Here is a 23045-nt window from a genome sequence, read left to right on the forward strand (position 1 = left end):
GGTCATCGTAGCGGCGATCACACCGGGGGACGGCGGGTGTCCCAGCAGCCTCCTATGTCCAGGACGGCAGCCACATGCGGTACCTCCACTGCTCGAGGTCGATCACCTGACCGCTCCAGATCGGCCAGAAGAACGCGGAGACCAGGACGATGAGCACCAGCAGGGATCCCGCGAACAATCCGCCGGCCAGGCGTCTCTCCCCGTCGGACCCGGGTGGGCCGATCACCAGGGACAGCACGTAGGCCAGGCACATGATCAGCCACGGCTCGAAGGCGATCGCGTAGAACGTGAAGATGGTGCGGTCCATGTACAGCAGCCACGGCAGGTAGCCGGCCGCGATCCCCGCCAGCGCCGCCCAGGCCCGGCCATCGAAGCGGAGCACGGCGATCACCAGGGTGACCAGCACCGCGATGGTGCCCAGCCACCAGATCAAGGGATTCCCGACCGAGAGGACGTGCGAGGCGCACTGGGCGACCTGGCAGCCGTCCTCCCCGTACTCGGAGGAGCGGTAGAAGAAGTTCGTCGGCCGCAGCATCAGCGGCCACCCCAGCGGATTCGCCTCGTAGGGATGCTCGGTGTCCAGTCCGATGTGGAACTCGTAGGCCTGCCGGTGGTACAGCCACAGCGACAGCAGCGAGTCCAGCACCCCGTTCCCGGTGCCGATGCCCTCCTGCTCCGCCGCGTGCCGGTCGTATCCCACCGCGGAGGCGAACCAGCCGGCCCACGAGGCGAGGTAGACCACCAGCGCCGTACCCACCATGGCGAAGAACGCCGGGATCGCATCGCGCACCAGCCCGCCGAGCAGCCAGTTCTTCTGGGCGATGGTGCGCCGGGCCCACCAGTCCCACAGCACCGTCATGATCCCGAAGACCGCCAGGAAGTACAGCCCCGACCATTTCACCGAGCAGGACATCCCCAGCAGCACCCCGGCCGCCAGCCGCCACGGTCTCAGTCCGCCGGAGATCCCCAGCGGGGCGGCGACCTCAGCCCTGGTGTGCAACCGGGCGGCCTGGAGCGCCAGGTGCTCCCGGAAGCGGTCCCGGTCGATCAGCAGCGCCCCGAAGCCGGCGAGGGCGAAGACCATCAGGAACGGGTCGAGCAGACTGGTGCGCGAGTGCACGATGGCCAGACCGTCGACCGCCAGCAGCAGCCCTGCGATGAGACCGGCGGTGGTCGAGCGGAACAGCCGGCGCGCGATGAACGTCAGCATCAGCACGGCGGCGGCCCCGAGCACGGCCGAGGAGATCCGCCATCCGACGGGGTTGTCGGCCCCCAGCAGCATCATGCCCAGGCCGATCAGCCATTTGCCCAGCGGTGGATGGACGACGTAGGAGCCGGAGTCCTCGTAGGTATCGACGCGGCCGGACTCGAAGACGCCATCGTGGTCGTCCGGCCAGTCCATCTCCACGCCCTGCTGGGTGAGGGTGTAGCCGTCCTTGACGTAGTAGGTCTCGTCGAAGATCAGCTCGTCGATCGTGCCCAGACCCCACAGCCGCAGCACGAGGGCGAGGCCGAACAGGGCCATTGCTCCGGCCCAGGCCATACGGGAGACCGGCAGGTCGAACGTCTTCAACCGGCGGCGATACGAGGCGGCGAGAGCACCGGGCTCGTCCTTTACATCGGCGCGGTGATGCGTCCCCTCCTCCGTGTGCACCCGGTCATGCTAGGACATCGGCCTCCGAGGCCAGGGGAGGAGCCCGCACCGGAGCCTGCGGTGGGCGCGGCGGCCAGTGGCTAGCATGGCCAGATGCTCGAGCCCGGAGTCCTCACCCTCGCCGCCACGCCGATCGGCAACCCGCTGGACGCCTCGGTGCGCCTGATGCGGGCGCTGGAGGAGGCCGACCTCATCGCCGCGGAGGACACCCGGCGCCTCGCCCGGCTCGTGTCCGCCCTCGAGGTCGGGACCACCGGCAGGATCATCTCCTACCACGAGCACAACGAGGCGGAGCGCACCGACGTGCTGCTCGAGGCGCTCGCGGCGGGCCGACGGGTCCTGATCGTCACCGACGCCGGGATGCCGGTGGTCTCCGATCCGGGATTCCGCGCGGTGCGCGCTGCGACCGAGGCGGGATACCCGACCACCGTGATCCCCGGGCCCTCCGCCGTGCTCACGGCACTGGCAGCATCGGGGATCGCCCCGGACCGGTTCGCCTTCGAAGGATTCCCGCCGCGGCGCGAAGGCCGACGGGCCGGTGCGCTCGAGCCGCTCGCCGACGAGCGGCGCACGATGGTCTTCTTCGAATCGCCGCGCCGCACTGCCGCCACCCTCGCCGCGATGGCCGAGGCCTTCGGGCCGCAGCGCGAGGCCGCCGTCGCGCGGGAGCTGACCAAGACCTATGAGGAGGTCGTGCGCGGGTCTCTCGCGGAGCTCGCCGACTGGGCGGAGACCACCGAGGTGCTGGGCGAGATCGTGATCGTGGTGGCCGGGGCGGAGCCGGTGTCGGCGAGCGCCGAGGACCTCGTGGAGGAGATCCTGGCCCGGACCGCGGCCGGGGAGCGACTCAAGGCCGTGGCGAAGGAGCTGGCCAAGGACAATCCCGGGGTGAGCGCGAGCGAGCTGTATGATCTCGCGCTGCGACGACGCGGGTGAGACGACGCGGGCAGGACGACGCGGGTGAGACGACGAGAGGTGGGACGGCGCGGGCAGGACGGCGCGGGTGAGACGACGAGAGCGGGACGACGAGAGGTGGGACGACGCGGGCAGGACGGCGCGCGTCATGGGGGAGAGTCGGCCCGGGGCGTCTCCCGGTGCCCGCTCCGGGGCGCTTTCTCCGTGCCCGGACCGGACGCGACGAAGCCCCCGGCACCAGGTGCCGGAGGCTTCGTCGGAGGATCACTGCACGGGCCCGGGGCCCGTGGGGATCAGTCCTCGATCTGGAGGAGACCGCGCTGGTAGGCCTTGGCCAGACGACGCGGGACGGAGGCGGTGCGGCCCTGGACCGTCACCTGCACGAGGCCGGGGTTGTTGGCCTTCCACTGCGAGCGACGGGCGTGGGTCCGAGCGCGGGACATCTTGAACTTGGGCACTGCCATGAGGACGCTCCTTGACGGTCCGGAGGATGAACTGGCGTTGGCATCCGTCCCGAGCAGCGACCCGAACCCGGTCCAGCGGAATCGGGGCGCTCGGGTGCACGATAGGACGCGCAACGACGACCCATCTTGTCACATGGGGCGCGGTCTCGCGCCCCAGGGCCCTCGTGAGCTATCCCACCGCCGCCTCGTCGGCCGCCGGGGCTGGGCCAGGAACCGGACCGGGCTGGACCATGAATCGGACCGGGCTGGGCCGGGCTGGACCGGCTGGACCGGCTGGACCGGCTGGACCGGGCTGGACCGGGGCCGCGCCAGGAATCTGACCGGGCCGCACCAGGATCGGCACGACGTCGGCCGGACGCGACGATGAGCTCACCGCGCCTTCTACCATGGTCGCATGCCGTCATCGCATGAGACAGAGTCCCCCGCCCCGGTGCGCAACCGCGAGGACATCGACCCCCGCGGACGCTCCCGCGACCGCTCCTGGCCACCGGCACCCGATCCGCTGCCGTTCCCGGTGATCGACAACCACTGTCACCTCGACTTCGCCGATGGCGAGCGGTCCCTCAGCATCGATGACCACGTGGCCCACGCGGCGGCGGCGGGCATCGACGGGCAGATCACCATCGGCTCCGATCTCGAGGCGGTCCGCTGGACCGCCGCACTCCTGGCCTCCGACGCCTGCCCGCCATCGTTGCGCGGCGGCGTCGCCGTCCACCCCAACGAGGCGGCGCTGCACGCCCGCGGCACCGATCATGACGGCGCGGCGCTGATCGGACTCGGCGCCGCGATCGCCGAGGTCTCGGAGCTGCTGCGGGGTCCCGGCATGGTCGTGGTGGGCGAGACCGGGCTCGACTGGTTCCGCACGTCCCGCACGGACGAGCAGGCTCGCGCCGCGCAGATCGAGTCGTTCCGCGCGCACATCGCCCTCGCCAAGGAGCTCGATCTGCCGCTGCAGATCCACGACCGTGACGCCCACCGTGATGTGCTCGAGGTGCTGGAGGCCGACGGGGCGCCCGAGCGCACCGTGTTCCACTGCTTCTCCGGGGATGCCGAGTTCGCGCGCACCTGCGTGGATCGCGGCTGGTTCCTCTCCTTCGCCGGCACCGTGACGTTCAAGAACGCCGCCGACCTGCGCGCTGCGCTCACCGAGGTGGGCCTGGGGCGCGTGATGGTCGAGACCGACGCCCCGTTCCTCACGCCCGTGCCCTACCGGGGTCGGCCGAACTCGTCGTACCTGATCCCGCTGACCATGGCGACCATCGCCGAGGTCACCGATACCTCGTTGGAGGAGGCCTGTCGCGTGGTCCGCGCCACCACCGAACAGGTCTACGGCTGGCCGGAAACGGTCCGGGCATGAGCAGCCGGACGGCGCGCGGCGCGCGAGGGGCCGACGAGGGCGAGACTCCGTCGGGCGCGGGCGGAGAGTCGTCGCGGGCCGGCCAGGACCCGTCGGCCGGGAGCGCGGAGCCGGCAGCGGAGGGCGCGGAGCCGATGACCGCAGACCCGCTGCTGACCGCCCGGGACATCCGCGAGCTCGCGGAGACAGCGGGAATCCACCCCTCGAAGCAGCGCGGCCAGAACTTCGTGATGGATCCCAACACCGTGCGCACCATCGTCGGCCGCGCCGGCATCGAGCCGGGCCAGGCCGCGCTCGAGGTGGGGCCGGGACTCGGCTCCCTCACCCTCGGGCTGCTCGACGCCGGGGCCGACGTCGTGGCGGTCGAGCTGGACCGAGGTCTCGCCGAGCTGCTGCCGCAGACGCTGCGGGCCCGGGGGATCGGTGAGGACCGCTTCCGCCTGGTGCACGATGATGCTCTGCGCGTCGAAGAGCTCCCCGACCTGCCCCGGGCCGGAGCGCCGACCGTCCTGGTCGCGAATCTGCCCTACAACGTGGCCACCCCCATCCTGCTGACGATGCTGGAGCGCTTCGAGTCCATCCGCTCTGCGCTGGTCATGGTGCAGTCCGAGGTCGTCGACCGTCTCACCGCAGGACCGGGGTCGCGCACCTATGGCGGCCCCAGCGTCAAGGCCGCCTGGTATGGCCGCGCCGTGCATGCGGGACGCATCTCCCGGCAGATCTTCTGGCCGGTCCCCAACGTCGACTCCGCGCTGGTCGAGCTGGTGCGCTACGACGAGCCGCTGGGCACCGCGGCGGAGCGCGAGCAGGTGTTCGCCGTGGTCGACGCCGCTTTCGCCCAGCGCCGCAAGACCCTGCGCGCCGCCCTCGCGACGTGGGCGGGGAGCCCGACCCGCTCCGAGGAGATCCTGCGCGCCGCCGCCATCGATCCGAGCGCACGGGGGGAGACGCTGGAGATCGAGCAGTTCCGCGCGATCGCCCGGGTGAGCAGCGCGACCACCTGACGACGGGCGTGGGGAAACGCGTGACGGAGCCGCCCTCCGCGTCGGTCGTTCGGGGCTGTTTCTTCGTGGTTCGGGAGTGATTGTGCATCCTCCACAATCCTTGTTTGTCCACATTTATTAAGGCTGTCTTGACAAGGGTGGCAGAGTGCTGCTCTGTGGGCAGAGAAGCAGACCCAGGGTGACGGCGGAAGCGATCGTGACCTGCACAGAAGATCCGGTAGTTCCGTGCGGGTGAGCGTCCTCGAGTCACACGTTCCTCTCTTTGGCCTTCCTCCCCAGAGGGTGGTTATCCACATTCTGCGACGATCTTCGAAGAATTCCGTCGTGACTCTTCAGTAAGTCGAACAGGCATGCGATACTGGATGGCATGGATGACGAGTTCGAGGGTGCGGAGACCGCGGGAGCAGGCGATGGCTCCACCGGTGGTCCCGCTGCGCCCTCCACCGGCGGTCCCGCCGGATCCTCGACGGATGGCCCCGCTGGATCCTCGACGGATGGCTCTGCTGGGTCGTCGACGGGTGGTCGCGGGGTGGAGGTCGCGGCCGGTGACGGCGGGGTCGTGGTCGGGGGTGTGGAGCTGTCTGCGGTGATCGGGGTGCTCGCGGAGCTGGGTGCGCGGGGGTCTTCCTCTCTGGAGGGACTGTCGGGGGTCGAGACGATCCGGGTTCTGACGGGACTGCGGGAACTGTCCTCGGCGATGGCAGCGGTCCAGGCCCGGGCACTGGTGCATCTGGAGACAGCGGCGAAGGACGACGCGCTGGCGCGGGGCGAGAGGGGCCGGGCAGCGGTGAAGACCGCACGGTCGGAGGCATCATTCGCGTTGAAGGCCTCCCCGGCCGCGGCGGGACAGACGATGTCCAGCTCCCGACGCCTGGTCGCCTCGATGCCGGGAATGGTCGCGGCCCTGTCACGGGGACAGGCCTCGCCGGCAGCCGCGCACCGGGTGGGAAAGGTCCTCGCCTCGGCCAGCCCGGCACTGCGCAGCGAGGTCGATGAGGTCCTCACCGAGCGTCTGACCGATCTGGAGGGGTGCGGGGTCGAGGAATGGGGCAGCGAGACCGAGAAGGTCCTGCACGCCCTGGACCCCGACGGGGCGGCGGGCCGGCACCTGCGCGCTCGTCAGCAGCGTGGGGTCACGATGCGTCGCGGAGAGGACGGGATGTCCACCCTGACCGCGCGGGTCAGCGCGATGGACGCGGCCCGGATCCGCAAACGACTGGCGCTGGGGGCGGAGAAAGCCCGAGTCGGTGGGGACCGGCGCGGTCACCAGCAGATCATGGCCGACCAGTTCGTCGATGTGCTGCTGGACCGTGGCGCACGCGAGGGGCCCGGGAGCGTCGGGGTGACGACGATGGAGATCGGGGTGATCATCACCGACCGGTCGCTGCTGGCCCCCGCCCACGCTGATGCGGCAGTGATCGAGGGCGTCGGCTCGGTGCCGTACGAGCACGTGCGAGAGGAGATGCTGCAGGCCATCACCGCGGCGAACGGTCCGGGGGTGAAGCTGGCGCTGCGGAACCTGTATATCGATCCCGAGGATGGGCAGCTGGTCGCGGTCCAGTCCCGCTCCCGCGCGTTCCCGCCCGCCCTGTCACGGTTTCTGCGGTGGTCCCACCTGACCTGCCGGGCACCGTACTGTGACGCGCCGATCCGGCAGATCGACCACATCACCCCGCACGCCCGCGGTGGGGCGACGTCGCGGGACAACGGCAACAGCCTGTGCGCGGGAGACAACCAGAAGGAAGAAGCCGGCGTCACCGCCCGGGTGATCACCGACGCGCACGGCCGGCGGGCCAGTGTGGAGTGGACGACGAGATACGGGCAGAAAGCCCGCCGGGCGGGACACAGCTTCGACCCGGTCGGTACCGCCCGCCACCGCCTGGCCCGACGCCCCACCCCCGCCGACCCCGCCGACCCCTGCGACCCCGCCACTACCGTGCGGACGCGGTGGACTGCCTGGGTGATCGAGGGTATGCACGGGCCGGTCCCAGCCAGGACCGGGACCACGGCCACGCTGGAGAAGGCCCTGGACCGCGTCGGACGATCCACGACCACGACCACCAGCCCCCACCTCGCCGCAGACGGATGGCCCGGATACCGCCGCTACCAGCACACCGGCCGCACCGACCTCATCGTCACCCCCGACCTCATCTTCACCACCAACCACACCCACCCCGACCAACCTGACCGGATGCAGGACGCGACAGGGGACGGCAGGACGCGAGGCATCATGCCCCGGTGGACTTGAGCCAGGGACGGGCGAGGGAGTGGTGCGGCGGGGTTGAGCGTCGTCAGCCCACCAGGTCGGACAGCTCCAACCAGCGCTCCTCGAGCCCCTCGATCTCGGCCTCGACCGCCCGCAGATCCGCAGTGATGGTCTGCAGCCCCTGGTAATCGGACTGATCATGCGCCGCAAGCTTCTCGTGCAGCGTCCCGGTCTGCTGGGACAGCTTCTCCATCCGCCGCTCCACGGAGCTGAGCTCCTTCTGAGCGGAGCGCGCCTCAGCTCCGGAGAGGGCCGAGGCGGCCGATTGTCCGCCGCCGGTCCCATCGGTCTCGGGTGCTGCAAAGGACCCAGACCCTTCTGGGGAGCGAGCAGAGTCCGCGACACGAGTCTGCGGCGGGGCGGCGGCGCTCCCAGCGTCTGCGCCGCGACCCGCTGCTGCTCCGGGAGACGTTTCGGCGGCCTTGCGCAGCTCGATGTACTGCTCCACGCCCCCGGGAACGTGGCGCACCGTGCCGTCGAGCACCGCGTACTGGGTGTCCGTGACGCGCTCGAGCAGGTAGCGATCGTGGGAGACCACGATCAGCGGCCCCGGCCAGGTGTCCAGCAGGTCCTCCATCGCCGCGAGCATGTCGGTGTCCATGTCGTTCGTCGGCTCGTCGAGCACCAGGATGTTGGGTTCCTCGAGCAGCGTCAGCAGCAGGTTCAACCGTCGCTGCTGACCACCGGAGAGCTCCCCGACCTTCACCTTCTGATGTGCCGTGGTGAAACCGAGTCGTTCCAGCAGCTGACCGGGGGAGACGTCGTCCTTGCCCGCGCGGTAGGAGCTGCGGTATCGGCCGACCACGTCACTGACCCGCGAGTTCACATGCTCCTGCAATCCCTCGATCCGCTGCGACACCTGGCGCACCGTGACCGTCTTGCCTCGCTTGACGCGCCCGGCCTGCGGCGCGAGGTCCCCGGTGATCAGCGCGAGCAGCGTCGATTTGCCGGCGCCGTTCGGCCCGAGCACCCCGATGCGGTCCGCCGCGCCGATGTGCAGCGTCACGTCGTGCAGGACCTGCACGTCCCCGTAGCCCGCGTCGACATCGAGCACGTCGATCACGTCGCGTCCCAGGCGCGAGGTGGCGAGCTGGGTCAGCTCGACGGTGTCGCGCACCGGCGGTTCGTCGTCGATCAGCTCGTTCGCGGCGTCGATGCGGAACTTCGGCTTCGAGGTGCGGGCCGGGGCACCACGACGCAGCCAGGCGAGCTCCTTGCGCATCAGGTTCTGCCGCTTCGCCTCCACGGCGGCGGCCTGACGGTCGCGCTCCACGCGCTGCAGGACGTAGGCGGCGTACCCGCCCTCGAAGGGGTCGACCACCCCGTCGTGCACCTCCCACATCCGGGTGCAGACCGCGTCGAGGAACCAGCGGTCGTGGGTGACCACCACGAGTCCGCCGTCCTTCGGCGTCCAGCGCCGACGCAGGTGCTCGGCGAGCCAGGCGATGCCCTCCACGTCGAGATGGTTGGTGGGCTCGTCCAGCAGCAGCACGTCCCAGTCGCCGACCAGCAGCTCCGCCAGGTGCACCCGGCGCAGCTGACCACCGGAGAGGTCCGCCAGGGGCGTCTCCAGATCCAACTCCTGGAGCAGCCCGGCCAGGACGTCCCGGATCCGCGGATCGGAGGCCCATTCGTACTCGGGGCGTTCACCCACCACGCGCTGGCGGATCGTCGTGTCCTCGGTGGCCTCGTCCTGCTGGCCCAGGACACCGACGTGGACCCCGCCGCGCACGGTGACCCGGCCCGAATCCGGGTCCTGGAGCCGGGCGAGCAGACGCAGCAGCGTCGACTTGCCGTCGCCGTTGCGTCCGACCACTCCGATGCGGTCGCCCTCGTCGATCCCGAGGGTGACGTCCTCGAGCAGGACGCGGTCGGGCAGGGAGACGTGCAGGGACTGGGTACCGAGCAGATGGGCCATTCAGAGGTGTCCTTCACGAAGCAGTGGCGGCGAGATGTGCGCCAGATCAGATGGTCGCAAGTTCAGATGGTCGCGTGATGAGGTGTGCGCGCGACGGGGTGGGCGTCCGACGGGGTGGGCAGTGTGGCCGGGGATGGGCAGCGCGGCCGGAGTGGGGAGCGCGGCAGGGGTGGTTGTGGGAGCGGGATGCGCCGCGGCGGGCGGTCCACGCGATCAGCCCTGCACGGGGTCGTCCATCTCGAAGGTCAGCAGCAGCGAGCGGAGGGTATCGGCGAGCGCCGTGCGGCCATCGGCGTCCAGCGGTCGCAGCAGGTCGCGCTCTGCTGCGAGCAGGCTCTCCATGGCGTCGTCGACGCGGCGAACACCCTCCGACTGCAGGCGGACCTCGACGGCGCGCCCGTCCCGGGGACTGCGGTTCTTGCTGACCAGACCGCGCGCCACCAGCTTGTCGATGCGCGTGGTCATGGTGCCGCTGGTGACGAGCGTCTGCTGCATCAGGGCACCGGGGGAGAGGGCGTCGTCACCGCTGCGGCGCAGCGCCGAGAGCATGTCGAACTCCCAGCCCTCGAGGCCGGCGGCCGTGAAGGAATCGCGGCGGGCGGTCTCCAGGAAGCGCGCCAGGCGGGAGATGCGGGAGAAGACGGCCAGCGGATCGGTGTCCAGGTCGCCGCGAGCCCGTTCCCAGCCCTCGATGATGCGGTCGACCTCGTCGAGGCGCGGCGCGGCGGCGTCATCAGGCGTGGTGGTGGGCATGCGCTGAGTCTAGGGCGCGCTCGGTCCGAGAGGGAGGGTGGGTCGCTCGTGCGTGGTCCGTGACACCGTCGAGCGCGCTGCCTCGGTGGCCGCCATCGGGCGCGTGGCGCCGGCTGATGCCGGCGGGCGGGTGGCGCCGGCTGACGCGGAGGGGCGTGCGCGACCCCGGCTGACACCGCCGGGAGCGCTCAGCCCCGGGAGTCGGCGCGCAGCGACGGCTCCTTCTGCAGCGCCCCCAGCCCGTACCAGGACAGGTTCACCATGCGCGCGGCGACGATCTCCTTCGCGGGCTGGCGGGTCTCCAACCACCATTGGCCCGTGTACGCGACCATCCCCACCAGCATCTGCGCGTACATCGTCGCGTCCTGGGTGGGGTAGGAGTACAGCCGCAGCTGGGCGGCGAGGATCTCCTCGACCCGCTGGGCGACGTCGGTCAGCAAGGACGAGAAGGTGCCGCCGGTCTGGCTGACGGGGGAGTCCCGCACCAGGATCCGGAATCCGTCCTCGTTCTCGTCGATGTAGGCCAGGAATGCGGTCGCGGCCCGCTCCATGAGCAGGCGCGGATGGGTGCGCTGATCGCGCAGGGCGTGCCCGAGCGCGGCCAGCAGGGTGGAGACCTCGCGGTCGACGACGACCGCGTACAGCCCCTCCTTGCCCCCGAAGTGCTCGTAGACGATCGGCTTGGAGACCGTCGCCCGGGCGGCGATCTCCTCGACGCTGGCCATGTCGAAGCCCCTCTCGGCGAAGACCTGCCGCCCGACCATCACGAGCTGCTCGCGTCGTTCCCGTCCCGTCATCCGGGTCGATCGGCCGCGAGGGCCTCCGCTGTCCGCCATGGCGCGAGTCTCCCACAGGCGTGGCCGGCACCACCCGGCCTCCGCGCTGATCCGGTCCGGGAGCCAGGACGCGGACGTTAGGATTCGGGTGCGCTCGATGCCTTCGCCCCTGCCGCCGACCCCTCGGTCGTCGACGCCGGTCGGTCGAGGGTGCCGGAGGCGCGGTCCGCCATGGTGTAATCGGCAACACCTCAGATTTTGGTTCTGAAGTTTCAGGTTCGAGTCCTGATGGCGGAACGCTCACCGCCCTGGGGCGGTGTCGCCGCACCACACCCGTCGATCCCGAGGAGCTGCCGACGTGGAATCCCCCGCACCAGCCGCTGTCATCGTTCTGGCCGCAGGCGCCGGGACCCGTATGAAGTCCCGGAAGCCGAAGGTGCTCCACGAGATCGGAGGCAGATCCCTCCTCGTGCATGCGGTCACCGCTGCCGAGGGCACCAGCCCCTCCGAGCTGGTCGTGGTGCTCCGCCATGAGCGCGAGCGGGTCGCCGAGCACCTCGCCGAGCACGCTTCCGAGGTCACCGTCGCCGACCAGGACGAGATGCCGGGAACCGGCCGTGCCGTCCAGTGCGGCCTCGACCAGGTCGCCGCGAGCGAGGGCACCGTCCTGGTCACCTACGGCGATGTGCCGCTGCTGGATCCGGCGACCCTGCGGGAGCTCGTCGGCGCCCACGAGAGCGCGGGCGCCGCCGCGACCGTGCTGACCGCCCGCGTTCCCGATCCCGCCGGATACGGCCGCATCCTGCGCAGCGAGGACGGCTCGGAGGTGCTCGGCATCGTCGAGCACAAGGACGCCACGGAGGCGGAGCGGGGGATCGACGAGATCAACTCCGGCATCTACGCCTTCGACCTGGCCGTCCTGCGCGATGCACTCGGACGGATCGGCACCGACAATGCCCAGGGCGAGATGTACCTGACCGACGTCCTCTCGATCGCCCGTCGGGACGGGCGCTCCGTGCACGCGGTGGTGACCGACGACGTGATGATGGTCGAGGGCGTCAACGACCGCGTCCAGCTCGCCCAGCTCGGCGCCGAGATGAATCGCCGCATCCTCGAGCGCCACATGCGCGCCGGGGTCACCATCGTCGACCCCTCCACCACCTGGATCGACGCCGACGTCTCGATCGCCCAGGATGCGGTGATCCTGCCGGGCGTCCAGCTGCACGGCGCCACCGACATCGGCGAGGACGCGCTGATCGGACCGGACACGACCCTGGCCGACACCGAGGTCGGTGCCGGCGCCGAGGTGGTCCGCTCCCACGCCGTGCTCGCCGTGATCGGCAAAGAAGCGAACGTCGGTCCCTTCTCCTACCTGCGTGCCGGCACCGATCTCGGGAGGGCGGGCAAGATCGGCGGATTCGTCGAGACCAAGAACGCGAAGATCGGCCAGGGCGCGAAGGTCCCGCACCTGAGCTACGTGGGCGACGCCGAGATCGGCGAGGGCACCAATATCGGTGCGGGCACGATCGTCGCCAACTACGACGGGGTGACCAAGAACCGCACCACCGTCGGCAAGCAGGTGCGCGTCGGTGCCCAGAACGTGCTGGTGGCACCCGTGGCGATCGGCGACGGTGCGGCGACCGGGGCCGGCACCACGGTGCGCAAGGACGTCGGTCCCGGGGCGCTTGGAGTGAACGCGGTCTCGCAGCGGAACATGGAAGGATGGACCATGCGACGCCGCGCGGGGACCGCGGCCGAGGACGCGGCACGTGCTGCCCTGGACTCGGCGGAACGGTCCGCTGCCGATGCGCCGGCCAGCACAGACGCCCAGGAGCACAAGGAGCACGAGCAGCGATGAGCGGAATCGTCACCACGGGGGAGAAGCGACTGGTCCTCGCCTCGGGAAGGGCTCACCCGGTCCTCGCCCAGGAGGTCGCCGACGAGCTCGGCGTCGAGATCCTGCCGATGGATGCCTGGGACTTCGCCAACGGCGAGATCTACGTGCGCTACGGCGAGTCCGTGCGCGGCACCGATGTCTTCGTGCTGCAGTCGCATCCTGCGCCCATCAACACCTGGGTGATGGAGCACCTCATCATGATCGATGCGCTCAAGCGCGCCTCGGCCAAGCGGATCACCGCGATCGCCCCGAGCTTCCCGTACGCCCGTCAGGACAAGAAGCACCGCGGGCGCGAGCCGATCTCCGCCCGGCTCGTCGCGGACATGTACGAGACGGCCGGGATCGACCGCATGATCTCCGTCGACCTCCACGCCCCGCAGGTGCAGGGCTACTTCAACCGGCCGCTCGACCACCTGATGGCACTGCCGATCCTCGCCACCTACATCCAGGAGAAGTACGGCGAAGAGGACATCGCCGTGGTCTCCCCGGACGCCGGCCGGATCCGCGTGGCCGAGCAGTGGGCGAAGAAGCTCGGCGGCGTGAACCTCGCCTTCATCCACAAGTCGCGCGACCCGGAGAAGCCGAACCAGGCCGTCGCCAAGCGCGTGATCGGTGACGTCGAGGGCAAGACCTGCATCCTGGTCGACGACATGATCGACACCGCAGGCACCATCGTGCAGGCCTCCGACGCCCTGATCGCGAACGGGGCGGACTCGGTCATCATCGCGACCACCCACGCGATCCTCTCGGACCCCGCGACGGAGCGCCTCAAGTCCAGCGCGGTGCGCGAGATCGTGTGCACCAACACGCTGCCGGTGCCGGCGGAGAAGCAGTTCGATCGCCTCACCCAGCTGTCGATCGCGCCGCTGCTGGCGCGGGCGATCCGGGCGGTCTTCGACGACGGCTCGGTCACCAGCCTGTTCGACGGCGAGGTCTGACCCCGGTGATCTGATCACCCGGCCCGATCACCCGGCCCGAGCGCGCGGCGCCGGCATCGAGAACGACGTTCGGAACACCTTCCGTCACGGAAAGTGTTCCGAACGTCGTTCTCGTGTCGTGGCCCACGGCCACCGTGGGTCGGCTTCCGTGGGCCGGCTGCCACGAGCCGGCCACCGCAGGTCGGGCGATCGTCGTCACGTCCGCGCCGGCACCGCGGGCTCACCGTGCTAATCTCACCGGGTCACTTCGGCGAGGGAGCGGGCACCAGCCCGTTCCGTGATCGACGCGGTGCGGATCTCCGGGAGCTCCTGCTCCCAGTGCCCCGTGGCGTCGCTCATCGTCGAGCACCAGCAACCACGAGGAGCACCCATCATGGCTGAGAAGCTGAACGTCGAACTGCGCGAGGACTTCGGCAAGGGCGCTGCCCGCCGTCTCCGCGCCGATCAGCGCATCCCCGCCGTCCTGTACGGCCACGGCGAGGCCCCGCTGCACCTCTCCCTGCCCAACCACGAGACCGCTCTGATCGCGCGCAACCCCAACGCGCTGCTCGAGCTCGGCCTCGCCGACGGCACCCAGCACCTGGCCCTGATCAAGGAGATCCAGCGTCACCCGCTCAAGCGGAGCCTGACCCACCTCGACCTCATCACCGTCCGCCGCGGCGAGAAGGTCGAGGTCGACATCCCGGTCATCCTGTCCGGCGAGCCGGTCGCCCCGGCCATCGCCATGGTCGACCTGCAGACGCTGACGCTGTCCGTCGACGCGCTCCACGTGCCCGAGCACATCGAGATCTCGGTCGAGGACGCCGAGGAGGGCTACCAGCTCTTCGCCGGTGACGTCATCCTGCCGGGCGACGCCGAGCTGGTCACGGACGCCGAGATCCTCGTCGCCTCCGTCGAGATGCCGCGCGTCGAGCCCGCGCCCGAGGATGAGGAGTCCGAGGAGACGGCCGGGGAGAGCGCCGAGGAGTCCGAGGAGGACGCCGAGCAGGAGTGACCCGATCGAGCAGGCCGTGAGGCGCTGCGGTCCGAGTCCTCGACCACGGGTCCACGGCGCATCGGCCCGCTCGTTTCCTCACACCCATCGTCCGGGGCGTCGCGCGCTGCGTGGCGCCCCGGTACGGTATCCGGGGCCGGTGGGCGCTGGGCGCTGGGCGCTGGGCGCTGGGCGCACAGCGCAGAGCGCACAGCGCAGAGCGCACAGCGCAGAGCGCACAGCGGGAGGCACCGGCCGGGACCAGGCCGCGCCGGGTGGGATGCTCGGTGCCGGCGTCGACGCTGCAGCGAGGAGCAGTCCATGACCGTGAGCGATTCTCGTCCCGGCCCGTACCTGGTGGTGGGGCTTGGCAACCCCGGCCCGAAGTACGCCTCGACCCGGCACAACATCGGCCAGATGGTGCTGGACCATATCGCCGGCGCCGTCGGCGCCCGCTTCGCCGCGGCGCGCCGTGCTCAGGCCGTCGTGATCGAGGGACGACTGGGCCTGCCCGGCTCCGGCGAACGGGTGATCCTCGCCAAGACGACCACCTACATGAACGTCTCCGGCGGGCCCGTGAAGGCGCTCGCGTCCTACTACGACATCCCGCCCGAGCGGATCGTCGTCGTCCATGACGAGGTCGACATCCCCTTCGACACGCTCCGGATGAAGAGCGGCGGCGGCGAGGGCGGCCACAACGGGCTGCGCGACATCACCACAGCGCTCGGCACCAAGGACTACCTGCGCATCCGCGTCGGCGTGGGTCGCCCCTCAGGAGGTCGCGACACCGCCGATCACGTGCTCGCCCCCTTCTCCGCCACCGAGCGCAAGACCCTCGAACTGCTGATCTCCGACGCCGCCGACGCCGTGGAGTCCGTGGTCCTCGAGGGGCTCACCGCCTCCCAGCAACGATTCCACTCCCCAGAGGCACGATGACCACGAACACGCTCCCCGCCACGGCGACCCGCGCCCCGCTGCGCCCGCTGCTCCAGCAGCTCGCCGACGGACAGGACCTCACCTCGCTGCGGGCGCTCGTCGAGGAGGGCTCCGCCTCCGGCGAGGGCGGCAGCATCGTCGCCGCGACGGGACTGTTCCCCTTCGCCGTCGCGGACCTCGCCCGTCGCGCCACCGCCGAGAACCCGCTCGTGGTCGTCACCCCCACCACCCGCGCCCTCGAGGACCTCCGCTCGGCGCTGTCGGCCCTGATCGGCACCGAACACGTCGCCGAGCTGCCCGCCTGGGAGACGCTCCCGCACGAGCGGCTGTCCCCGCGCGCCGATACCGTCGCCCGACGTCTGGCGACCCTGCGCCGCATCGCCCACCCCGAGTCCGAGGACCCGGTGCGCGTGCTGCTGATGCCCGTGCGCTCGCTGCTGCAGCCGATCGCCACCGGGCTCGGCGACCTGCGCTCCGTGCGCGCTGCCGTCGGCGAGGACTACCCCCTCGAGGACCTGGTGCGAGACCTCGTCGATGCCGCCTACGTGCGGGTGGACATGGTCGAGAAGCGCGGGGAGTTCGCCGTGCGCGGCGGCATCCTCGACGTCTTCCCGCCCACCGAGCCGCATCCGGTGCGCGTGGACCTCTTCGGCGACGAGATCGACGACGTGCGCTACTTCTCCGTCGCCGACCAGCGCTCCCTGGATCCCGCCCCGCGCGGGCTCGACGCCCCGCCGTGCCGGGAGATCCTGCTGACCCCGGCCGTGCGGGAGCGGGCCCGTGCCGTCGCCGAGGAGCTGCCCGGGGCCCGCGATCTGCTGCTGCGCATCGCCGACGGGATCGCCGCCGACGGCATGGAATCGCTCAGCCCCGTCCTGGTCGACGGCATGGAGCAGGTCGCTGACGTCCTCCCCGCCGGGGCCCGCTTCCTGGTGCTGGACCCCGAGCGCGCCCGCGCCCGCGCCGAGGAGCTGGTCGCGACCACGGACGAGTTCCTCGCCGCCGCGTGGTCCAGCGCCGCCGCCGGCGGAGGACTCCCGCTCGATGTGGGGGCGGCGAGCTTCGTGCCGCTGTCCGAGGCGAAGGGGCACGCCCGCGAGGGCGGCCGCCCCTGGTTCACCCTGGCGGCCTTCGGACTGGACGCCGACGTCGACCTCACCACCACCGCGCACACCCACCCCGGCTACTCCGGCAAGCCCGGCGACGCCGCGAAGGACCTCGAGAAGCGCCGCACCGACGGGTGGTCCGTCGTGGCCACCATGGTCGGCTCCGGCGGAGCGCGCCACGTCGCGGAGAACCTCCGCGCCGAGGGCATGCCGGCCGTGTTCTCCCCCGACCTCGACGGGCCGGTCGCGGGAGGCGAGGCGGTCGTGACCGTCGGCCCCTTCCCCGACGGCCTGGTCGTCGAGGACCTCCAGCTGGTCCTCGCCTCCGAGCGGGACCTGACCGGCAAGTCCGGAGCCCGCCGCGGCGAGGAGCGCAAGATGCCCTCGCGGCGGCGCAACGTCGTCGACCCGCTGCAGCTGCGCCCCGGCGACCACGTCGTCCACGCCCACCACGGCGTCGGCCGCTTCGTCGAGATGACCCGCCGTGCCGTCGGCACCGGCGCGAAGCGCACCACCCGCGAGTACCTGGTCATCGAGTACGCCCCCTCCAAGAAGGGCCAGCCCGGCGACCGCCTGTACGTCCCCAGCGACCAGCTGGACCAGGTCACCAAGTACGTCGGCGGCGAGGAGCCCAGCGTCAACCGCATGGGCGGGGCCGACTGGGCCAAGACCAAGTCCCGCGCCCGCAAGGCGATCCGCGAGATCGCCGATGAGCTGGTGCGCCTGTACTCGGCGAGGCAGTCCGCGCCCGGCCACGCCTTCGGCCCCGACACCCCGTGGCAGCGGGAGCTCGAGGACGCCTTCGAGTTCGTCGAGACCCCGGACCAGCTCTCCACCCTCGACGACGTCAAGTCCGACATGGAGAAGACCGTCCCGATGGACCGGCTGATCCTCGGCGACGTCGGCTACGGCAAGACCGAGATCGCCGTGCGCGCCGCGTTCAAGGCCGTCCAGGAGGGCAAGCAGGTGGCGGTGCTCGCCCCGACGACGCTGCTGGCCCAGCAGCACATGGACACCTTCGCCGAGCGGTACACCGGCTTCCCGGTGACCGTGCGGGGGCTCTCGCGCTTCCAGAGCCCGGCGGACTCCGAGCGGACCATCCAGGGGATCGCCGACGGCAGCGTCGACATCGTCATCGGCACCCACCGCCTGCTGACCGGCAACGTGCGCTTCAAGGATCTGGGCCTGCTGATCGTCGATGAGGAGCAGCGCTTCGGCGTCGAGCACAAGGAGACCCTCAAGGCCCTGCGCACGAACGTCGACGTGCTGGCGATGTCGGCCACCCCGATCCCGCGCACCCTGGAGATGGCCGTCACCGGCATCCGGGAGATGTCGATCCTGGCCACCCCGCCGGAGGAGCGCCATCCGGTGCTCACCTACGTCGGCGCCCAGGAGGACAAGCAGGTCACCGCGGCCATCCGCCGCGAGCTGCTGCGCGAGGGCCAGGTGTTCTACATCCACAACCGGGTCGAGGACATCGACCGCGTCGCCGCGCACCTGCGGGAGCTGGTGCCCGACGCCCGGGTCCAGGTCGCCCACGGCAAGATGCACGAGCACCAGCTGGAGCGGGTCATCGTCGACTTCTGGGAGCGCGACTTCGACGTGCTGGTGTGCACCACCATCGTCGAGACCGGGCTGGACATCGCCAACGCCAACACCCTGATCGTCGAGAACGCCGACAAGTTCGGCCTCTCCCAGCTGCATCAGCTGCGCGGACGCGTGGGCCGCTCCAGCGAGCGGGCCTACGCCTACTTCCTCTACAACGCCACCAAGCCGCTGACGGAGACCGCGCACGACCGACTCACCACCCTCGCGACCAACACCGACCTCGGCGCGGGCATGCAGGTGGCCATGAAGGACCTCGAGATCCGCGGCGCCGGGAACCTGCTGGGCGGCGAGCAGTCCGGGCACATCGCCGGGGTCGGCTTCGACCTGTACGTGCGCATGGTGGGGGAGGCCGTGGCGGCCTTCCGCGGCGAGAGCTCGGCGCCGGAGAAGGAGATCCGGGTCGAGCTGCCGCTGGACGCCCACGTCCCCCACGACTACATCGGCTCCGAGCGGCTGCGGCTGGAGGCGTACTCCAAGCTCTCGGCCGTCCGCGAGGTCTCCGAGATCGAGCAGATCCGCGCCGAGCTCACCGACCGCTACGGTGCCCCGCCCCCGCCGGTCGAGGTGCTGCTGGACGTGGCGCGCTTCCGGATCGACGCCCGGGCCGCCGGCGTCGACGAGGTGCAGGCGCAGGGCAAGATGATCCGCTTCGCCCACCTGGAGGTGCCCGACTCCGCCGCGATGCGGATGAAGCGCCTCTACCCGGGCACCCTGCTCAAGCCCGCCACCCGCCAGGTGATGGTGCCCCGACCCATGACCGCCCGCTTCGGCGGCACCGAGCTGCGGGACCACGAGCTGCTGGACTGGGCCCGCCAGGTGCTGCGCACCCTCGTGCCCGAGGCCGCCGAGGCGATGACGGCCCCGACGATCCCGGGCGAGGTCGAGAGCGCGCAGCGGGGCACGGATCACGGCAGGGAGGGCGGCGCGACCCGGAGCACAGGTCAGGCCGGAGGGAAGTAGCCTCGCCTCCGTGAGCGACGACGAGAACCGGACCGGCCCCGACGAGCCTGCACCTCGCGCGGTCGGCCCCGCGCCCCGCGGGACCGCGCTGCTGCGCGCCGTGGAGGTGATGGAGGCCCTGCGTGCGGCCGACGGCGACGCCTGGACCCACCAGCAGAGCCATGCCTCGCTCGCGCGATACCTGCTGGAGGAGACCCACGAGGTGCTCGAGGTGATCGACGATCCCGCGGCCCACGGGCCCGGGGCGCTGCCCGACGAGCTCGGGGACCTGCTGTTCCAGATCCTGTTCCACGCCCGCATCGGCCAGGAGGAGGATCCCGCCTGGGACGTGGACGACGTGGCCCGTTCCTTCATCGCCAAGATGGAACGGCGCAATCCCCACATCTTCGCCTCCCACCGCGAGCAGGCCCTGAACGACCGCGAGGACGTCGAGGAGATCATCGCGCAGTGGCACGCCGTCAAGGCCGCCGAGCGTCGTGCCTCCGGCGACCGCCCCCGGGGATGGGCCGACGGCATCCCCGCTCGGCTGCCCGCCCTGCAGACCGCCGCGAAGATCGTCCACCGCGCCCGCTCCGACGGGCAGCTCGAGCAGCTGCTGGCCGCGGCCGACCACGCGGCCGCCGCTGCGGACACCGAGGAGTTCGGCGGTGACCTCGGCCGCGCGCTGCTCGACCTCGTCGTCGCCGCCGAGGCCCGGGACGACGACCCCGAGACCGCGCTGCGAGCCCTGCTGGCGCGGCTGCGTCCGCAGGACACCGGGGACACCGCGGACACCGCGGACCCCGCGGCCATCGCGGAGACCGGCGGAGCTCCTGCGAGGCCCGGCAGGGTCGATGAGCGGCCCGGGCAGGGTGCCGGCGGCCCGACGGCCTAGACTGGTTCGCGGACGGTCAGCGCCGACCGCCGTGACCGCTTGTCGCCCTGTAGGAAGGAACAGCCCATGGCCGCTCTGATCGATGCCGTTCACGCCCGCGAGATCCTCGACTCCCGAGGCAATCCCACCGTCGAGGTCGAGATCCTCCTCGACGACGGGACCTTCGCCACCGCTGCGGTGCCCTCCGGCGCCTCCACCGGTGCCTTCGAGGCGGTCGAGCGCCGTGACGGCGACAAGGACCGTTACCTGGGCAAGGGTGTGGAGGAGGCCGTCTCGGCGGTCGTCGCCGACATCCAGCCGAAGATCCTGGGCATGGACGTCCAGGAGCAGCGTGCGATCGACGCCGCGATGATCGAGCTCGACGGCACGTCCAACAAGGGCACGCTCGGCGCCAACGCCATCCTCGGCGTCTCCCTCGCGGTGGCCCGCGCCGCCGCGGACTCGGCGGGCGTGCCGCTGTACCAGTACGTCGGCGGCCCCAACGCGCACATCCTGCCGGTGCCGATGATGAACATCCTCAACGGCGGTTCCCACGCGGACTCCAACGTCGACATCCAGGAGTTCATGATCGCCCCGATCGGTGCGGAGACCTTCCGCGAGGCGCTGCGCGTCGGCGCCGAGGTCTACCATGCCCTGAAGGCCGTGCTCAAGGAGCGCGGCCTGGCCACCGGTCTCGGCGACGAGGGCGGCTTCGCCCCGAATCTGGAGTCCAACCGTGCGGCCCTGGACCTGATCGTCGAGGCCATCGGCAAGGCCGGCTTCGAGGCGGGCAAGGACGTGGCCCTGGCCCTGGACGTCGCCGCCTCCGAGTTCTTCGAGGACGGCGCGTACACCTTCGAGGGCGCGAAGAAGACCTCGGCCGAGCTCATCGACTACTACGCCGAGCTGGTCGACGCGTACCCGCTGGTCTCCATCGAGGACCCGCTGGACGAGGACGACTGGGAGGGCTGGAAGGCCATGACCGACCGGGTCGGGGCGAAGGTCCAGCTTGTCGGCGACGACCTGTTCGTCACCAACCCCGAGCGTCTGGGCCGCGGCATCACCGAGGGCTCCGCGAACGCCCTGCTGGTGAAGGTCAACCAGATCGGATCGCTGTCCGAGACGCTCGACGCCGTGGACCTCGCGCACCGCGCGGGCTTCAAGGCCATGATGTCCCACCGCTCCGGGGAGACCGAGGACACCACGATCGCCGACCTCGCCGTGGCCACCAACTGCGGCCAGATCAAGTCGGGCGCCCCGGCCCGCGGCGAGCGCGTGGCCAAGTACAACCAGCTGCTGCGGATCGAGGAGGAGCTGGACGACGCCGCGCGCTACGCGGGCGCCTCCGCGTTCCCCCGCTCCCCGCGTTTCTCCGTCTGAGAGCCCAGGCAGAGGTTGTAACCTCTGGGCATGAGCAGCAGACGTCCGGGCGCCCCGCGAACAGCGAGGCGCCCGGTCTCTGCGTCCGGGGCCCGTCGCCCCGGGGCGAGACCGGCGGCCCGCGCCTCCTCCCGCAGCGGCTCCTCGCGCGGCGGCGTCCCGGAGGGGTCCCCGTCCCGCAGCCGCAGCCGCGGACCGGCCCCCGCGTCGCGTCCGCGCAGCACCGCCCCACGCGGCGCGGAGGAGGACGGCCCCGGCATCACCATCACCCGCCGCACCCTCGCGCTGGTCGCGCTCGTCGTGATCGCCCTGGCCGCCCTGGTCCCCACGATCAACTCCTACGTCGCCCAGCGCCAGCAGCTCTCCGAGCTGCAGACACAGGTCGAGAAGCAGGAGCAGGACGTGGAGACGCTGCGTGAGCAGGTCGCCCGCTGGGAGGACCCGGCCTTCGTCGCCGCGCGCGCCCGCGAGCGGCTGCTCTTCGCGATGCCGGGGGAGACCCAGTACCGCCTCACCGACACCTCCGGGCAGGACGTCCCCCTCACCGAGGCCGAGCAGGCCGCCGAGGAGGCTCAGGAGGGTGAATGGTTCTCGACGCTCTGGAAGAGCGTCGAAGGCGCCAGCCGCCTGACTCCCGAGGACATCCCGGACGAGACCGGGTCCACGGACGAGGACGTGCCCGAGGAGGATCCCGCCGACACCACCGATCAGGACCCCGACCAGTGACAGCACTTGCCCCCCTGCCGTACGAGACCCCGGCGGACTCCCGCGATCTGGCGGTCATGCGCCAGCAGCTCGGCCGGGACATGCGCGGCGTGGTCTCCGTCGCGCGCCGCTGCGGCTGCGGCCGCCCCGCCGTGGTCCGCACCGCCCCCCGCCTGGAGGACGGAACCCCCTTCCCCACCTCGCTCTACCTCACCCTCCCGTGGCTGACGCTGGAGCTCTCCCGGCTCGAGTCGACGGGACTGATGGCCGAGCTCAGCGACCGGCTCGCCGTCGACGAGGAGCTCGCCGCCGGATACCGCCGCGCCCATGAGCGCTACCTCGCCCGCCGCGCGGAGATCGGGGAGGCCGACGAGGTCCGCCACATCAGCGCGGGCGGCATGCCCACCCGCGTCAAGTGCCTCCATGCTCTGGCGGGCCAGGCGCTGGCCGAGGGGCCGGGCGTCAACCCCGTCGCCGACGAGGTGCTCGCGACGCTCGACGGGGTGCTGCCGGACCTGGTCTGTCGCTGTTCCAGCACGGGGACCGAGGAGCCCGCCACCGACGAGGAGCCCGCACGATGAG

At 71.3% G+C, this 23045-nt stretch carries 18 protein-coding genes and 1 tRNA gene; 14 read left to right on the forward strand and 5 right to left on the reverse strand.

The window, feature by feature from the left end; translation table 11 throughout:
- Nucleotides 1-52: 52 nt before the first annotated feature.
- The gene (locus tag JOF44_RS20110; protein ID WP_342591872.1) at nt 53-1654 is read right to left on the reverse strand and encodes a dolichyl-phosphate-mannose--protein mannosyltransferase; all 1602 of its coding nucleotides are present in this window, start codon (nt 1652-1654) and stop codon (nt 53-55) included.
- A gap of 93 nt (nt 1655-1747) precedes the next feature.
- Between JOF44_RS20110 and rsmI the strand changes: the two genes are divergently transcribed.
- On the forward strand, nt 1748-2590 hold the full coding sequence (gene rsmI, locus JOF44_RS20115; protein ID WP_209895507.1) for a 16S rRNA (cytidine(1402)-2'-O)-methyltransferase: 843 nt from the start codon (nt 1748-1750) through the stop codon (nt 2588-2590).
- Between the two features lie 272 nt (nt 2591-2862).
- Here rsmI and rpmF read toward each other — a convergent pair whose 3' ends face one another.
- Nucleotides 2863-3033, reverse strand: coding sequence for a 50S ribosomal protein L32 (rpmF, locus tag JOF44_RS20120; protein WP_209895509.1), 171 nt, complete (start codon nt 3031-3033; stop codon nt 2863-2865).
- Between the two features lie 394 nt (nt 3034-3427).
- Between rpmF and JOF44_RS20125 the strand changes: the two genes are divergently transcribed.
- The 3 genes from JOF44_RS20125 to JOF44_RS20135 all read left to right on the forward strand — a co-directional run bounded on the left by JOF44_RS20125 (nt 3428) and on the right by JOF44_RS20135 (nt 7642).
- Nucleotides 3428-4390, forward strand: a complete 963-nt coding sequence (locus JOF44_RS20125; RefSeq protein WP_209895511.1) for a TatD family hydrolase — start codon at nt 3428-3430, stop codon at nt 4388-4390.
- 134 nt (nt 4391-4524) lie between these two features.
- Complete coding sequence (gene rsmA, locus JOF44_RS20130; RefSeq protein WP_209896265.1) at nt 4525-5394, forward strand: 16S rRNA (adenine(1518)-N(6)/adenine(1519)-N(6))-dimethyltransferase RsmA; 870 nt, start codon at nt 4525-4527, stop codon at nt 5392-5394.
- Nucleotides 5395-5761: 367 nt separating this feature from the next.
- The gene (locus JOF44_RS20135) at nt 5762-7642 is read left to right on the forward strand and encodes an HNH endonuclease (RefSeq protein ID WP_209895513.1); all 1881 of its coding nucleotides are present in this window, start codon (nt 5762-5764) and stop codon (nt 7640-7642) included.
- A gap of 43 nt (nt 7643-7685) precedes the next feature.
- Here JOF44_RS20135 and JOF44_RS20140 read toward each other — a convergent pair whose 3' ends face one another.
- The 3 genes from JOF44_RS20140 to JOF44_RS20150 all read right to left on the reverse strand — a co-directional run bounded on the left by JOF44_RS20140 (nt 7686) and on the right by JOF44_RS20150 (nt 11167).
- On the reverse strand, nt 7686-9578 hold the full coding sequence (locus JOF44_RS20140) for an ABC-F family ATP-binding cassette domain-containing protein (protein ID WP_209895515.1): 1893 nt from the start codon (nt 9576-9578) through the stop codon (nt 7686-7688).
- A gap of 213 nt (nt 9579-9791) precedes the next feature.
- On the reverse strand, nt 9792-10331 hold the full coding sequence (locus JOF44_RS20145; protein ID WP_209895517.1) for a MarR family winged helix-turn-helix transcriptional regulator: 540 nt from the start codon (nt 10329-10331) through the stop codon (nt 9792-9794).
- A gap of 188 nt (nt 10332-10519) precedes the next feature.
- A complete protein-coding gene (locus tag JOF44_RS20150) occupies nt 10520-11167 on the reverse strand; it encodes a TetR/AcrR family transcriptional regulator (protein ID WP_245349031.1) in 648 nt (215 codons plus the stop codon).
- Between the two features lie 165 nt (nt 11168-11332).
- On the opposite strand from JOF44_RS20150, the gene JOF44_RS20155 reads away from it, so the two are divergent.
- The 10 genes from JOF44_RS20155 to JOF44_RS20200 all read left to right on the forward strand — a co-directional run bounded on the left by JOF44_RS20155 (nt 11333) and on the right by JOF44_RS20200 (nt 23044).
- A tRNA-Gln gene (locus JOF44_RS20155) sits at nt 11333-11404 on the forward strand.
- A 61-nt stretch (nt 11405-11465) separates the two neighbouring features.
- Complete coding sequence (glmU, locus tag JOF44_RS20160) at nt 11466-12965, forward strand: bifunctional UDP-N-acetylglucosamine diphosphorylase/glucosamine-1-phosphate N-acetyltransferase GlmU (RefSeq protein WP_209895518.1); 1500 nt, start codon at nt 11466-11468, stop codon at nt 12963-12965.
- Entirely contained in the window at nt 12962-13942 is a 981-nt protein-coding gene (locus JOF44_RS20165; RefSeq protein WP_209895521.1) for a ribose-phosphate diphosphokinase, read from the forward strand. The genes glmU and JOF44_RS20165 overlap by 4 nt, the downstream gene beginning before the upstream one ends.
- Before the next feature lie 373 nt (nt 13943-14315).
- Nucleotides 14316-14936: a 50S ribosomal protein L25/general stress protein Ctc gene (locus JOF44_RS20170; RefSeq protein WP_209895523.1), complete on the forward strand. Its 621-nt coding sequence runs from the start codon at nt 14316-14318 to the stop codon at nt 14934-14936.
- 300 nt (nt 14937-15236) lie between these two features.
- Nucleotides 15237-15851, forward strand: coding sequence for an aminoacyl-tRNA hydrolase (gene pth / locus JOF44_RS20175; protein WP_209895524.1), 615 nt, complete (start codon nt 15237-15239; stop codon nt 15849-15851).
- Nucleotides 15848-19525 carry a transcription-repair coupling factor gene (mfd, locus tag JOF44_RS20180; protein ID WP_209895526.1) on the forward strand — a complete coding sequence of 1226 codons (3678 nt, stop codon included), beginning with the start codon at nt 15848-15850 and terminating at the stop codon, nt 19523-19525. Before pth ends, mfd begins: the two co-directional genes overlap by 4 nt.
- A gap of 10 nt (nt 19526-19535) precedes the next feature.
- Nucleotides 19536-20399 carry a MazG nucleotide pyrophosphohydrolase domain-containing protein gene (locus JOF44_RS20185; protein ID WP_342591877.1) on the forward strand — a complete coding sequence of 288 codons (864 nt, stop codon included), beginning with the start codon at nt 19536-19538 and terminating at the stop codon, nt 20397-20399.
- A 66-nt stretch (nt 20400-20465) separates the two neighbouring features.
- Nucleotides 20466-21758: a phosphopyruvate hydratase gene (eno, locus tag JOF44_RS20190; protein WP_209895528.1), complete on the forward strand. Its 1293-nt coding sequence runs from the start codon at nt 20466-20468 to the stop codon at nt 21756-21758.
- 30 nt (nt 21759-21788) lie between these two features.
- Nucleotides 21789-22484 (forward strand): FtsB family cell division protein, encoded by a 696-nt coding sequence (locus JOF44_RS20195; RefSeq protein ID WP_209895530.1) that lies wholly within the window; start codon nt 21789-21791, stop codon nt 22482-22484.
- Nucleotides 22481-23044 (forward strand): DUF501 domain-containing protein, encoded by a 564-nt coding sequence (locus JOF44_RS20200; RefSeq protein ID WP_342591878.1) that lies wholly within the window; start codon nt 22481-22483, stop codon nt 23042-23044. Before JOF44_RS20195 ends, JOF44_RS20200 begins: the two co-directional genes overlap by 4 nt.
- Nucleotide 23045 lies beyond the last annotated feature (1 nt).

This window comes from Brachybacterium fresconis (assembly GCF_017876515.1).
In the GTDB taxonomy this organism is placed as follows: domain Bacteria; phylum Actinomycetota; class Actinomycetes; order Actinomycetales; family Dermabacteraceae; genus Brachybacterium; species Brachybacterium fresconis.